This window comes from Heliorestis acidaminivorans, from assembly GCF_008933955.1.
Taxonomy (GTDB): domain Bacteria; phylum Bacillota; class Desulfitobacteriia; order Heliobacteriales; family Heliobacteriaceae; genus Heliorestis; species Heliorestis acidaminivorans.
In genome coordinates this window covers 13,655-27,345 of sequence record NZ_WBXO01000001.1, presented here as the reverse complement: position 1 = coordinate 27,345, position 13,691 = coordinate 13,655, and the positions used below count along the sequence as shown (strand labels likewise).

Annotated in this window: 11 protein-coding genes; 1 reads left to right on the top strand and 10 read right to left on the bottom strand. The window is 38.8% G+C overall.

The genetic code is table 11. The annotated features are described in order from the left end of the window. Positions 1-8: 8 nt before the first annotated feature. The 4 genes from F9B85_RS00135 to F9B85_RS00120 all read right to left on the bottom strand — a co-directional run bounded on the left by F9B85_RS00135 (position 9) and on the right by F9B85_RS00120 (position 4,096). Positions 9-1,310 carry a methyl-accepting chemotaxis protein gene (locus F9B85_RS00135; RefSeq protein ID WP_170270048.1) on the bottom strand — a complete coding sequence of 434 codons (1,302 nt, stop codon included), beginning with the start codon at positions 1,308-1,310 and terminating at the stop codon, positions 9-11. Between the two features lie 36 nt (positions 1,311-1,346). Continuing rightward, a complete protein-coding gene (locus F9B85_RS00130; RefSeq protein WP_151617594.1) occupies positions 1,347-1,682 on the bottom strand; it encodes a hypothetical protein in 336 nt (111 codons plus the stop codon). Between the two features lie 155 nt (positions 1,683-1,837). Continuing rightward, entirely contained in the window at positions 1,838-3,172 is a 1,335-nt protein-coding gene (locus tag F9B85_RS00125; RefSeq protein ID WP_170270047.1) for an AAA family ATPase, read from the bottom strand. 33 nt (positions 3,173-3,205) lie between these two features. Next, entirely contained in the window at positions 3,206-4,096 is an 891-nt protein-coding gene (locus F9B85_RS00120; protein WP_151617592.1) for a DUF4435 domain-containing protein, read from the bottom strand. 212 nt (positions 4,097-4,308) lie between these two features. On the opposite strand from F9B85_RS00120, the gene F9B85_RS00115 reads away from it, so the two are divergent. Continuing rightward, positions 4,309-6,354, top strand: a complete 2,046-nt coding sequence (locus F9B85_RS00115; protein ID WP_170270046.1) for a transglycosylase domain-containing protein — start codon at positions 4,309-4,311, stop codon at positions 6,352-6,354. On the opposite strand, the gene F9B85_RS00110 is transcribed toward F9B85_RS00115, so the two are convergent. From F9B85_RS00110 to bshC, 6 genes are all read right to left on the bottom strand, one after another. After that, a complete protein-coding gene (locus tag F9B85_RS00110; RefSeq protein ID WP_151617590.1) occupies positions 6,332-7,303 on the bottom strand; it encodes an NGG1p interacting factor NIF3 in 972 nt (323 codons plus the stop codon). The two genes, F9B85_RS00115 and F9B85_RS00110, sit on opposite strands and share 23 nt — an antisense overlap. Before the next feature lie 59 nt (positions 7,304-7,362). Beyond that, positions 7,363-8,082: a phosphate propanoyltransferase gene (gene pduL, locus F9B85_RS00105; protein ID WP_151617589.1), complete on the bottom strand. Its 720-nt coding sequence runs from the start codon at positions 8,080-8,082 to the stop codon at positions 7,363-7,365. A 170-nt stretch (positions 8,083-8,252) separates the two neighbouring features. Beyond that, positions 8,253-9,782: a germination protein YpeB gene (gene ypeB / locus F9B85_RS00100; RefSeq protein WP_170270044.1), complete on the bottom strand. Its 1,530-nt coding sequence runs from the start codon at positions 9,780-9,782 to the stop codon at positions 8,253-8,255. 15 nt (positions 9,783-9,797) lie between these two features. Continuing rightward, positions 9,798-10,328, bottom strand: coding sequence for a cell wall hydrolase (locus F9B85_RS00095; RefSeq protein WP_479723887.1), 531 nt, complete (start codon positions 10,326-10,328; stop codon positions 9,798-9,800). 100 nt (positions 10,329-10,428) lie between these two features. Beyond that, positions 10,429-11,883 carry a sigma-54 interaction domain-containing protein gene (locus tag F9B85_RS00090; protein WP_151617587.1) on the bottom strand — a complete coding sequence of 485 codons (1,455 nt, stop codon included), beginning with the start codon at positions 11,881-11,883 and terminating at the stop codon, positions 10,429-10,431. A 134-nt stretch (positions 11,884-12,017) separates the two neighbouring features. Next, positions 12,018-13,676 carry a bacillithiol biosynthesis cysteine-adding enzyme BshC gene (gene bshC / locus F9B85_RS00085; protein ID WP_170270043.1) on the bottom strand — a complete coding sequence of 553 codons (1,659 nt, stop codon included), beginning with the start codon at positions 13,674-13,676 and terminating at the stop codon, positions 12,018-12,020. Positions 13,677-13,691 lie beyond the last annotated feature (15 nt).

Here is a 13,691-nt window from a genome sequence, read left to right as displayed (position 1 = left end):
CTACCCTTCTAGTTGATCTTAAACTTCTCTACTTCTTCTTTCAGTAGATGCGAAAGTTCAGATAGTTCTTGAGCATTAGCTGCTACTTCTTCCACAGCCGCTGTTTGTTGTTGGCTCTGTCCTTGAATCATTTCAATGTTCGTAAAGGTAATGTGGGCAACTCGGGCTATGGTATCTGCTTTCTCTTTAAGTACTGTTCCTGTACTTTGTAAGTCTCTTATTTTATGTTCTAGGGAGTCTACTTCTTCTACAACCGCTTCTGTCATCTTTTGTATAGATTGAAAAACTTCTCCCGTACTACTGATCTTTTTGACTCCTTCTTCAACTTGTTGTGCATTATCAGTCATAACTTCATTAGCTCGGTCACTTTCCCCTTGTATTTCTCTGATTAATTCTGTAATCTTTTCCGTTGCTTCAGAAGATTGTCCCGCTAGACGACGAACTTCATCAGCTACTACTGCAAAGCCACGGCCTTGCTCACCTGCTCGGGCAGCTTCAATGGCGGCATTCAGAGCTAAGAGGTTAGTTTGTTCGGCAATATGGGTGATTAACTGTATGATTTGCTCAATTGATTTATTTTTTTCATTCAAATTACGAATCGTTTCTAAACCTGTTTGTGCTGATAATTTAACCAAATCCATAGCAGAAATGCTATCTGCTAAGTTCTCATATCCCTTTTTCGTAAGTCGAGCTGATTCTTGAATAGTAGTCATCATTTCTTCTAAAGAGTTAGCTACTTGATCAGCTACATCCCTAACTTGCTGACTGGCTAGATGATTTTCTTGTGAAGCAACAGTTAATTGTTCTGCTTCCTCAGCAATGTTATCTATCTTCGTTGCAACCATTTCGGCTGAATGACCTGTAGCTTGAGAGCTATGACGCAGTACTTCAGCTACACTGTTAAGCTCTTTACTCGCTGAATTAATTGTCCCCATAATTCGTCTGAGCTCATTCAACATCGTGTTATAAGCTTGTACCATTTGTCCTATCTCATCTTCTGAGACATTGTTGCCACTGCTCTGAGAGCGTAGATCTCTTTCTTTAGTCGCTTTAGTCATGTAATTAGAAAGAGATAGGATTGTTGAAACAATAGTCTGTCTCAGGATAATAATCCATATGGAGGTTCCAATTAAGCCAAGTACAAGTAAGCTTATAATAGCTTCTGTTAAAACAGTAGCCAGAAAAGCTTGGTCTACAAGTGGCGCCAATCGATATAAAATAAGACCAAAAGAGGTAACAAAGATGGGAAGTACCACACCTACAGTTAAAAAAATTAGCTTCATTAAAATACTTCTAGTAATAAGCTTCAAGGGATACCCCCCCCTCTTGTCTAAAGAATCTCTAAATTACCCTGCTAAAACTTTATTATTTCTACCAAAGAAATGCTCCCATACTTCAAAAGCTAGCTCTTCTTCCTCATCGCCATTAATTTGTTGGCATCGTAATGGACAACGTTTCTTGATCCCTTCGATAAAAAACTCAATTTGATCAAGGGGAAAGTCTTTTGCTTGTCGTGTTGATTTTTTTTCTCCATAATCAAAAACTATATAACAGTCTATCATGTCGTTTTCTTTTATTTTAGAGAAAAAGTGAAGACTTTCTAGTCCTTCTTTTGTTCCATCATTAAGGGCTATAATAATTCTATAAGGTCTTTCTCCTGTCTTCAATGTCCATTCTTCCACTTAGAGCCCATCCTTTCCACAGCGGTAACTTATTCATTTTTTCGACAGTGCTTTCCTATTATCCTCTTTAATCAACTTCTAAGCGAAGATCTTCGACAAGCACTTTTATTCTTTTTTTATTCTATGTCTCTACTGTAAAAAGCATGTCTCTATGATCAGGGATTTTCAAGGGCGACCGTAAGGTTCCATCGCCCATCGATGATATCTGGCGAGTGCGTTGCAATTAAAATGGTCATCTTGCGCAAAGTCATAATATCGTAAAGGTCTTCTACGAATTGACCTTGCCAACCAATGTGCAGTGATAATTCAGGCTCATCTAATAAAACAATTTCTCCAGGTTCTGTTTGAAACAAAAGTTGATAATACATAACTAGGATGTGCTGTTCGCCAGATGAAAGTTCATCTACTTCTAGCTTCTTTTTTCGATTGTTTACATAAATAACAAAACCTTGATCTCGTTGAATAACTAGTTCCTTGTTCAAAAACTTCTTGTTAACTAACTCTAGTAAGAGATTAAGCCTTTCCTCTAAATCATCAAAGTATTTTAATTTTCTTTCTGTATCTTCAATATATAGAGATAAAAGCCTACAAGTAAATTCATCAAGGTTGTCTATCGAAAAATTCTGATCTTCCGTTATTTGATCGATAAGCCCTACTCGAGCTAAGCGTGCTCTTTTAAATTCTAATTCCTTAAGCTTTTTCTCAATTTGTTCTTTGGAAGAAAGGCTAAGCTTTTCTTGTTCCTTTCTTGCACTTAAGAGCCTTTCCGGAAAAGTTCTATCCATTTCATGACTATAAGCAGACCACTGTGCTAGCTTAGACTGAATGGATAAGACAAGTTCATTAGAAAAATGCCGCACGGCAGATTGATACTTTTCTCTATTCTGCCGCTTGTTTTTACTTTGCAGTGGTGAAGTTTGCAAAAGTCGATGGGCACCAATAAAATGAACGGAGATTTTTTTTCTAATTGTTTTTAACCAATCTGGCCAATCATATTCTGGCGCCAAAGGTAAAAAAGTGCCATATAGCTTAATTACATCATGGTAATCTAATATTTCTCCAGTTTCTGTGTGCTCCCAAAGTTCTGGTCCTACTCTTTCTAGAAAAGGTAATAGCTCTTCCAAGACAGTTATAGAGTAACGTTTCGTAAGACGAAGTTTTGGTTGGAAAATCTGACTTTCCCCGTCAACCTTATGATACTCGTAGCTTATTCGTTCTACTTGTGTTTCATCGACAATATTTCTGCTTCTTCTCTCTTTTATAATTTCTAATCTGGATTGATCAGAAAAAAAGACATCTACTTTACGAAAAGGGATTCTTTTTAATTCGAAAAGTCGACCATTAAAGATATGATCAATTAGCTTAAGCATGGTTGTTTTTCCGAAACCATTAGGTGCATGTAAAATCGTAATGCCTTCTAGATGTAAATTGAATTCATGACTACTTTGATCAAATAATCCTTCTATCCTAATCTTGATAATCTTAAACACTAACTTCACTCCAATACATTATCTAGCTCTATATCATCCAGCATTAGCCATTACTTTTCTTTGCTTTAATATTGCAAAAGGTTCATTTTTTGCTTCCCATTGAGAAATCAAGAAATAAAGCTCCGTTTCTCTAAAGTCATCAAAAGTATAAGCTAGTCTAAGACTTCCTTCTAAGGTATTAGCTGTTAATTTCTTAGCATTATAGGCACCAAAAAAATTCAAAAGTCCAAGTAATAATATGCGTACCGCATCATGACCAGAGCAGACCATCCAAGGGTTATATTTTCTCTCTTTGTACTCTCTCAGCCAGGTATCTAAAAGCTCTTCTTCTACGGGAACTGGCCTTTTAGAGTTTTTGAGCACATATTTCAACATTAAGTCTTCATCAACTTCTAATGTTCTTTCACAGATAAAAGCAGAAAAGTCTAAATTTTCAAAGCGAAATGCTAGCTTTTTCTCTAAAGAGCACCAGCGTAGGTAACCAACAGTTGCTGCAGATCCAGCAATAATATCTACTAATCTTTTTTCACTTTTTTGCTCTAAATGATTTATTTTTTTCTCGTCTCCATATTCAACTAATACATTGTCTAAAGCAGAAGAATTGAGGAGTAATGTCTCTAGATCATGCGAATCGGTGTAAAAAAGATTAGGGTTTCTCTTCTCCTCTTTCTGCTGATAATCGTAGTCCAGATCAACAATGGCTAAAAAACCAATAAATTTTTCTTCTTCAAGTCTGGTTAGTGCTCCTAATATGTTTTGCTTGTTTTCTCCTACTATGATGTGACAGCTTTGCTTATTCATAAATTTGCCGTAAAGTCGTGCATCAGAAACACCTTCTACTATTAAAAAGGCTGTTTTCTTATAAAGTGACCTAAGCATTTTAAGTTTTGTAACCAATCTAGTAGCGTTAAGATATTCTCTCATTATTAAAGCCTCCTAATGCGGAAAAAGCTTACTTCTATTCTACCATTATTACTTCATGCCGTGCAGAGTGGTTATTTTTTCCTGTCACTGTTCAAAGAGCTCAAAAGGTTTTATAATTTAGTAGCATAATAACCTCGTTTCCAAAGGAGGTCCTCTTTCTGTCAAATAAGTACCTCTACCTTAAAAAAACTATTGTCGTTGTAGCTCTATTGTTGCTTACTTTTCTCTGGGGTTTCTTTTCTTTCATTGCCTATGGTTCTTATAAATTCCTACGTGAAAAACCCCACTTTGCTGTTGAAGACTTTGCCGTACCGGCTACATCATTTATTTATGATAGTAATGGTGAATTGATTTATCAGTTACAAGGATCTCAAAACCGCATTCCTTTAGGTCTAGAGGAAATTCCCGTTCATTTGCGTAATGCTGTCCTTGCCGCTGAAGATATTCGTTTTTATCGACATCAAGGCTTTGATCTTCAAAGTATGGTTAGAGCACTCAAAGTAAATTTTGAATCACGTCAAATTGTTGAAGGGGCTTCTACTATTACACAACAACTTGTCCGCAATATTTATCTCACACCAGAGAAGAGTTGGCAGAGAAAAGCCCGCGAAATACATATGGCTTATCATTTAGAAAAAGAGTTTGGCAAAAATAAAGTATTAGAGCTCTACTTGAATCGGATCTATTTTGGTGAAGGTGCTTACGGAGTTGAAGCGGCCGCTCGCCGTTATTTCGGTAAGTCAGTGCAAGACTTATCTATTGCAGAGTCAGCCTTAATAGCTGGCATCCCTAAAATGCCTATCTACTATAATCCCGTAAATTCTAATGAAGCGGCTCTATTACGACGTAATACAGTTTTGCATCAAATGTATCAATATGGCTTTATTAGTTATTCACAATGGCAAGAAAGTCTTAAAGAGCCGATTGCCTTAGTAGCAGAGCCGGATAGTGAACACTACCCTTATCCCTATTTTATGGATGAAGTAATTCGAGAAGCTATTAATATACATGGAATTGATGAAGAGGCTCTTTATGGTGGCGGTCTACATATATATACGACACTTGATCAATCCATTCAGGGATTTGCTGAAGAGCTTTTCTCTAGGCCAGATCTTTTTCCTCCCGGTCACGGTACAAGACCAGTGGAAGGGGCTTTAGCAAGTATTGATCCCCTTACAGGTCATGTGAAGGCACTTGTAGGAGGACGGCATTATGCAGCGGAAGCACGACGGATCTTTAACAGAGCTACCATGATGAAAAGATCGCCAGGTTCAACGATTAAACCTCTTGCTGTCTATGGTCCCGCTCTTGAAGCAGGCTGGGAGCCTCATCAAAGACTGATCGATCAACCTCTTAGCTTCCGTGGTTACCAGCCTAAGAACTATGATGGTATTTTCCGTGGTCAACCAACAATGAATGAAGCTGTAGCTCTTTCGATTAACGTATCTGCTGTTTGGCTTTTAGATCAAATTGGTGTTAACAGAGGCTTTCAAGCTCTACAAGCTATGGGCATGCCTCTGTCAGAAGGAGATAAGCATCTAGCTTTAGCTTTAGGAGGTATGCGGGATGGTTTTTCACCTCTTGACATGGCTAAAGGCTATGCTGTATTTGCAAACGGTGGACTGACTATAGAACCACGTACAATTGTTCAAATCTATGACCAAAATAATGAAAGTCTACTATCTCCAGCAGAATCTAAAAGGCTTTTCTCAGCTGCTACAGCAAAAAAAATGACAGAACTCTTGCAGAGTGCTGTCATTTATGGAACAGGTACAGAAGCTCGGCTCAGTAGACCTGTGGCCGGAAAAACAGGTACTTCTGAACTACCGCCTCTTCCTACTTTTCAGAATGTAAAAGGCAATCGTGATGCCTGGTTCGTAGGGTATACACCGGAACTTGTAACAGCTGTATGGATGGGCTACGATCAAACTGATGCAAACCATTATTTACGCCAAATTTATGGTGGCTCATATCCGGCTAGAGTTTTCCGCCATTTTAATGAAGGTGCCTCTGCCTTTGTGGAACCTCGACAAAGTAGTTTTTTTGCAAGTCAACCGGCCTCATTTAGATCTGTAGCTTCGACAGAAGAACTAGCTGTAGAAAATCCTCCTGAAGTTATAGGAGAAAGAGTAGAGAATAGAGCAGATTTTGTAGAGATAGGAACTGAATCTGCCCTTTATGAGAGTACTAATAACGATGAGATCATGGTGAATACTCCCTTAGAGATGCCTGTAGTTATTTCCGACGATGACGTATAAAGCCACCACAGGCAATAATCTCTACTCCTCGCTTTTCCAATCCGTCCATAAGCAGGTTCATGCCTAAAGAGTCGCAAGGCATATGTCCGGCTACAATAACTCGCAAATGCATCTCTTGAGCTTTTTTTCTTTGAGCTTCTGGTAAATGCATACAGATCATGGTGCCCACGCCAGCTTTGACTAGTTCTTCGATAGACTTCTCAGGACCTGCTGTTCCACCGTTCATTTTAATGTAAAGCTTTCCTGTGCTATCTTCACTTTTTCCAGACACTACCTGTGGAACAAGACCGTATTCTGCACTTTTACGGAATTCTGGTAGTTCTAAAAGTTTTTCAATTACATCTTTTACTTTTTGTTTTTCTTTTTCTACATTTTTTTGGTCCTTAATTAGATAATCGGTGAGAAATTTTTGCACTTGATTATCAGCTGGTGAGTGGACAGCTAAAAAAGGAATATCAAGCAAACGAGCCATATCTACATTTTTTTGGTGATTTGCTGGCAACAAGGCTCTCTGAACTTCTTGAACTCTTTGATTCATTAAGGCTTCGGCAACATTAATCGGAACACCAGCCTCGTAGAGCATATCTTCTTGAACTTTCATTACTTGATAAAGCTGGATTTGTGCTCTTCCTTGAGGGTGATGAGTTATGATTAAGTCAATTGGCTTACAACATTCTCGCCACCGATCAGCTAGCAAAAATTCACTACCATCAATATCAATACCTACAAGCGCCCGAGAAACGTAACGGTTTTCTTGACCATAAAGAATTCTGCTATCACCGTAAGGATTATACCATTGTCCATCATCAGCCATAAGAAATGCTTTATCTCTAGTATTTCTTATGGCTTTCTTTTTCTCTTCTGCTAACTCTGTTAATTCTTCTCTAGATCGAAGATCAGCTTCTTTGCCTTTTTCTATAAGCCATCGATATATTTCCCCCAGTTGCATCTACTTTCCCCTTCCTTCATGAAAAAAGTGACCGGTCTAAAAAAGACCGGTCCTTTTGTTTAACTACGTAAGCGAGCCAATATATCTTCCATTTGAGAAACTTTTCTGCGCTCTTCTTCCACGATGTTAGCTACACAAGCTTCGATTAGCTTCATTTGTCTTTCATCGAACATATTGATCAAACGTTCTATGCGAATTTTTTTGTCGTTAATGCGCAAGAGGTTTACCTGGTCACCTGTTTTTAGGTTCGCAGTGTTCGCTTCGTCCGTATCAATATGCAGTTCTGTAGCTACGTTTTCAGGAGAAACACGAACGACTACGTGATCAAAAACAAGGCTTCTTGGTCCTGGAACGATTACCATGGCATAATCTTTGTGACGAAAACCTAATTCGCTAGCTTCCTGTTCTGTCATATGGATATGTCGCATGGCTACTATTAAGCCCTCTTCGAGATAAAGTTCTCCACGAGGACCGACCAATGTTAATGGTTCACTTCCATCTAAGTCGCCAGATAAACGAATTGGTGGATTCATCCCAAGCTTAATTCCATCACTCGATGTGATTTCTACTTGCGTGCGAGGACGAGGTGGACCAATGATAGCAACGTGATCCAAAACACCTTTTGGTCCTTGGATTCGCAGTCTTTCTTCACAAAGAAATTGCCCGGGTATAGACAGTTCTCTTTTGGGTTTTAATTCATAACCCTGACCAAATAAAGCTTCCAGGTGCTCCGGGCTAAGATGGATATGTCTAGCCGACACTCCTGTCGTTATGAGCACTGGCATCACTCTCCCAATAAGGATTTCCCACTCTTATTTATTCTAGCACAATAGAGGTAAAGTTGAATACCATATTCTTCCCAATGGTTCTTCATTATATAGAAAGCACGATTTGATAGAAGCTCAAATCGTGCTTTCTAGGCCAGCTTTGCTTGTAGTGTTAGCAATAGTTAGAAAATAAATTTACCAGCTTCTGTATTAATGACTCTGTAGATCTGCTCTTCTTTTCCATTTTGTGCGTTAATATAGATCAGAAACTCTTGATTACCACGGACGGCACGAAATTCCCAACAAAGTTCCTCCGAATAATTATCTTTGGCAATCAGCGCTAGCTTTGAGCCTGTAATCTCTACATTGTTAGAAACTCTTTGTCGTGCTTCATCAAGAGATAATTGTGGTTCTGGTAGATTACGATCATGATGGAAAGTCAAGTAAGCTGTTGCGTCATACCCTACTACTTCACTGTTATCCATGGCAACGCGAACTTTGATTTTGTCAGGATAGAGGCTAATGTTTTCATCTCTAGGCACAAGAGTGACAACAGCTAAGTTAGTGTATTCTTCTGCTGATTCTACTTCTAGGTTACGAATACCTAAGCCATCCATATATTCTTGAGCTACTCTACCTGCTTGATCACGAGTAATCGTAGCGTTGCCTACTGAGCGATCGCTAAGCATCCAGATTACATGTCCACCTTGCTTAGAAATATCTAAGTTAATGGCAATTCTTTCAGGATCATTTTCTGGAGAAGCGGCAATGGAATAGGCATCAATGTTGGCCTTACCTTCTCCAAGAACATGTAAGGTATGGCCTTGTAAAGCCTCTGGTCCTAAGAAAGCTTGAGCAATTTGTAAAGCCTGTTCTTGAGTAATTTGACCTGTACCCAATCCTCTAGGCTCTACTTTAATGGTACTAGAATACTGACCATCATAATCAACAGGAGAAAACTTTTGAAGTTCTTCTTCGACAAATTGGAAGTTAGCAAAAATAGGTGGTGCTTGAGCTTCTGGACCTTGACCTGCTTCTGTTGGAATTACTCTATTCCAAAGAGAGCTTAAAGCATTTTGCGGTCTTTGACCTTGTTGCATTTCCTGGCGTCTTGATTCTCTTTCCATATCAACCCAAGCTAGTTGTCCAGCATGGATCTGTTCACTCATTTTTCGCAGTTCATCACGAAGAAATACTGTTTGTCTATGCAGTTCACTAAGTTGACGAATTTCATCTGAAGTAAGAGCGTTATTCTGATCAACTTTTTCTTGGGCTAAGGTTAGGCAGTAATCACCAGTTTGGTTAACAAATTCGTTAGTTCTACTTAATAGTAATGTAGACATAGGTAACTGACCTAGATCCGTAGCCGCTTGTGAAGACTCACGCCATACATCAGTAAGTCCTAGGACAGCTTGGTTAGGCGAATTACTAACAAGAACGCGAGACATTTCAAGCTCCATATTTTCCACATGGCCTGTTAGATCCATAAAAGCTCTTTGATAGTGATTCTCCGTGGACATTCTGTAAAATCTGTTTTCTGTGTACTGATTATAGGTAGCTAAACCTAAACCAATAGTTGTGATCGCTAATATTCCTGCTAGAAAAGCAACGGAGTTTCTTGCTTTGCGTAGTGAACTCTCTTCTTTCTTTAGTTCTCTTTTTTCTTCTCTGTCATGGTCAGAAAAATCTTTGCTATCATGTAGATCAGACAAAACTATTGCACCTCTCTATAAACCAAAATTATGCTTACCTATTCTTTTCACGATCGTGCGGGTCCAGATCCATTGACTAGTTGCCGTAGCTGGATTCCAATAGTAGAGACAACCGCCTGAAGGATCCCAACCAGCTAAGGCATCGCGAGCTGCTCGGTGAGCTGAAGCGTCTTCAGGAAGTGGAATCCAGATCTGCCCATCATCTACAGCTGTGAAAGCTCTGGGCTGAAAGATGACACCATGTGCTGTATTCGGAAAAGATGGGTGTCGAATTCGATTGATAATGACAGCACCTACAGCAACTTGACCTTCATAAGGTTCACCTCTAGCTTCACCGTGAATGGCACGAGCCATCATTTGCAGATCCGATTCTTTGGGATAACCTACAGCACCTTCTTGAGCTTGTGCTACGGATACACCATCATTGAACTGAGCTTGTTGATTGAGATCCGATATCGAATCGTTCCAAAGACTCCAGCCTAGTAACCCGACTAATCCCATTACAGAAACAATAGCAAGGGTAGCCGTAAGCTTAGAGTAACTCAACTATTTTTCCCTCCCTGATTAGATGTATTTCTGCTTTATTTTTTGGCTCTCTCCACTTCCCTATACGTAAAAAAAAGAAAACCCTCCGTTTGGAGGGTTTTTACTCTAAAATATTGTATTTCATCAACTTCTGGTACAGGCCTGCCCGTGATATACCCAAAACTTGTGCCGCCTGTACTTTATTTCCTTTTGTCTTTATTAAAGCTCTTTCTATGGCATTTTTTTCAGTTTGTTCTAGTAAACTTTGCAAATTCTCAGGTTCATTTGCTACGATACTATGCTCTTCCTTAGATTCAGCTAGTTTTTGTAGATACATTGGCAAGTCTTTCAGGCTAATTGTATCTCCTTCTGCAAAGTCATAAGCTCTTTCAATCACTGTTGTTAACTCTTTTATGTTTCCTGGCCAGCCATACTTTTCCATAACTTCCAGTGCATCCTTAGAAAGAGTTTTTATACCCATGCCACGTTCTTCGTTATAACACTCTATAAAATGACTTATCAGTTCAGGAATATCTTCTAGGCGATCTCGAAGAGGTGGGATATTCAGACTGATTACTGTAAGTCTGAAGTAGAGATCTTCTCGAAAGAGTCCTTTACGAACTAAATCTTCTAGATTGCGATTAGTCGTTACGATAAGACGCAAATCGAGTGGTTCGATTTCCCTATCTCCATCTAATTGCAAACCCTTGCCCTGCAAAAGCTGTAACAGTTGATGTTGCATAGTCAGAGGCATTTCACCTATCTCATCGATAAGTAAAGTACCTCCTTGAGCCAATCTTACTTTTCCATGGATTGTTGCCGAAGAATCTAACTCTAGCTCTTGCGGTGCTGAAGTTCCACAATGTATTTGTACAAAAGGTGCTACTTTTCGATAAGATTCCAAATGAATAGCATGAGCTAATAAACGTTTGCCAGTTCCACTTTCCCCTCGAATTAATACAGGTGTTGAAGTTTTCGCTACTCGTCTAACCGTTTCTTTCAGCATTTCAATGGAATAGCTCTGTCCGACGAGAGAATCTAAGGTATACTTTGCACCACGAAACTTTTGCAGTTCGTCTTTATAGTAGGCTAGTTCATTTTTGAGCCGATTCATCTTCTGGGCCAAGGCATTTAGTTCATGTATATTCTTAAACATGATTTTACCAACAGCACCCACAACTTTACCTTCTTTGAAGATGGGGATGCGCATGGCAATAAAGTCTTGATTTCCTGTGCGCTGTAACTCACCGACTTCAGCCTGTCCTGTTTCTAATACTACATGAAGACGTGTGTTTTCTATTACTTCTTTTACAGGCTTGCCTAATAGTTCTGATTCTTCAAAGCCGAGAAAGCGACAAAAAGCAGAATTTACCATCGTAATAATACCCTGACTATCAACCACAACAATGCCATCATAGGCATGTTCAAGAATCGTTTCTAAGGTTCTTTTTATATTTTTTACTCTGCTTAACTCTGCAATAAGTTGTTCTTTATCAAATTGCTCTTGTTCAGGAGCTAACTTAGTTACAGGAGTGTCTCCCATCAAAGGATTAGATTGACTCTTTGATGCATGCACCAGGATTCACCCCCCTTGTTAAATGGCCTAAACAAAAACACTATTCTTCAAAGTTGTACTTTCTCCTGCTCTTAAAAAAAAAAAGAAAGTATAATGACATTTTTCTTAACATAAATTCTCTAATTTCTATAAATTTATAAGTAAAGTAGTAAGTGAGAGTCTAAGTATTCCATAGGAACTTCCAAAAGTTCATCAGTTAGTCTTTCGTACTTTATAAGGTAAGGCAGTACATTAAGGATTCGTTCTTGCGGTCCACCAGGCCATAGATGACTCTGTAGTTTGTTGAAATGCTTTTTTATTTCTTGGCAGTTTTGGCGATGTCGTTGCTGTGCTTTTTTTTCTAGATAATTAATCTGCCCTATGACGCGTTCAAAATTTTCTTCTGCTAACTTACCTGTATGCAGATCCCATTTAGCTAGAGGTTCAATTATTTTTTGATAAGATTCCTGAACATCAGATCGAAGTAAGTCAAATAGCAAATCTATTGACAATTTATCTTCAGCTTTAATTGCCTGAGCCATAATATGGTCAGCGTGCTCTCGGAAGTCTTCAAAAGTACTATTATAGCGATTTAATAACTTCCCTATATAACCTTCCACAAAAGTAACGCTTAAACGTGGCAAGATAGGTGGCATCTGTTGGTTCATTAGATTGTAAATCGGTCCATAAGAGGCATAATAGGCAATCTCACCAGGACCAGCTACATAGGCAATAGTGGGAAAAATTCGATCTTGCCACAAAGGTCGCGAGATCACATTGCTTGAAAATTTTGTCGGTTCTTGCTGGAGCAACTCTATTAATTCTTGTTCATAAAAAGACACTTCTGAGTTAAGTACTTGAAAGCAAGGTACACTACTCTTATCTAGCCCAGATTCTTTTACAATTGCTTTTCTTTCACCATCATGATGATAGAACAAATAAAGCTGTTGCGCAGGCTTTTCTACTTGCGGTTCATAACCGAGTGATCGGATATGACCACAAGCATGGCTCAATTCTTTTGCTAATGAATCATGCTTTTTTATTAGCTCTTTATAAAAAGTTTTTGTTTCATCAAGTTCTTTGAAAGCTTTGTTCATGGGGTCAAAAATAACGAGACCATAAGAAGCAGTTAAGCGATGGATAAGAACAGCAAAAAAATCACTAAAGGAACTAGTTCGAGAAGAAAGTTCCATCAGAAAACGTTTCCACTCGCTTCCTTTATCATTTTGTGGTAATAAAGATGTAAAAGCATCTACAGTTTCTAACCATTTTTCTGGTAAATTAAGTTGACCAATGGGCTTTTTAGATGCTCTTTTGTCCGCAAGAGCAATAGTGTGTACTTTTTCACCTTGCGCTAGCTCTGTTTTGGACACTTCTTCAAAATCGTGATCTTCTGTGGCCATCCAAAAAAGAGGTATGACAGGCCTTCCTAAAAAATCTTGCAGTCGTTGAGCATGAGCTATCGCTGTAAAAGCTTTTAGTAGGGTAAAGTGCGGTCCTGTGAATAAGCCAGTTTGTTGACCTGTTATTACGACAAGGCTCTGACTGTGGTTAATATTTTTTGCTGCTTCTAGAGCTTTATTATCATCGCCATTAGTACCTGCTAACAAAGATAGACGATGTTGTTCTTCAACTAATATTTCAGCTACTGCATTCCGTGGTATAGAGCAATATTCGTCTATCCATTTGCTACGACGCCAGTATGATTCTAAAGAACTATAATCGTAGGGGAAAAGGGAGGCCACGTCTGCCTCCCTTTTTACATAGGCTTGTGCTAAGCCAGTAAAGAGACTGTCAACTCTCTGAAAATCCAAAAATATTCCCTTCCT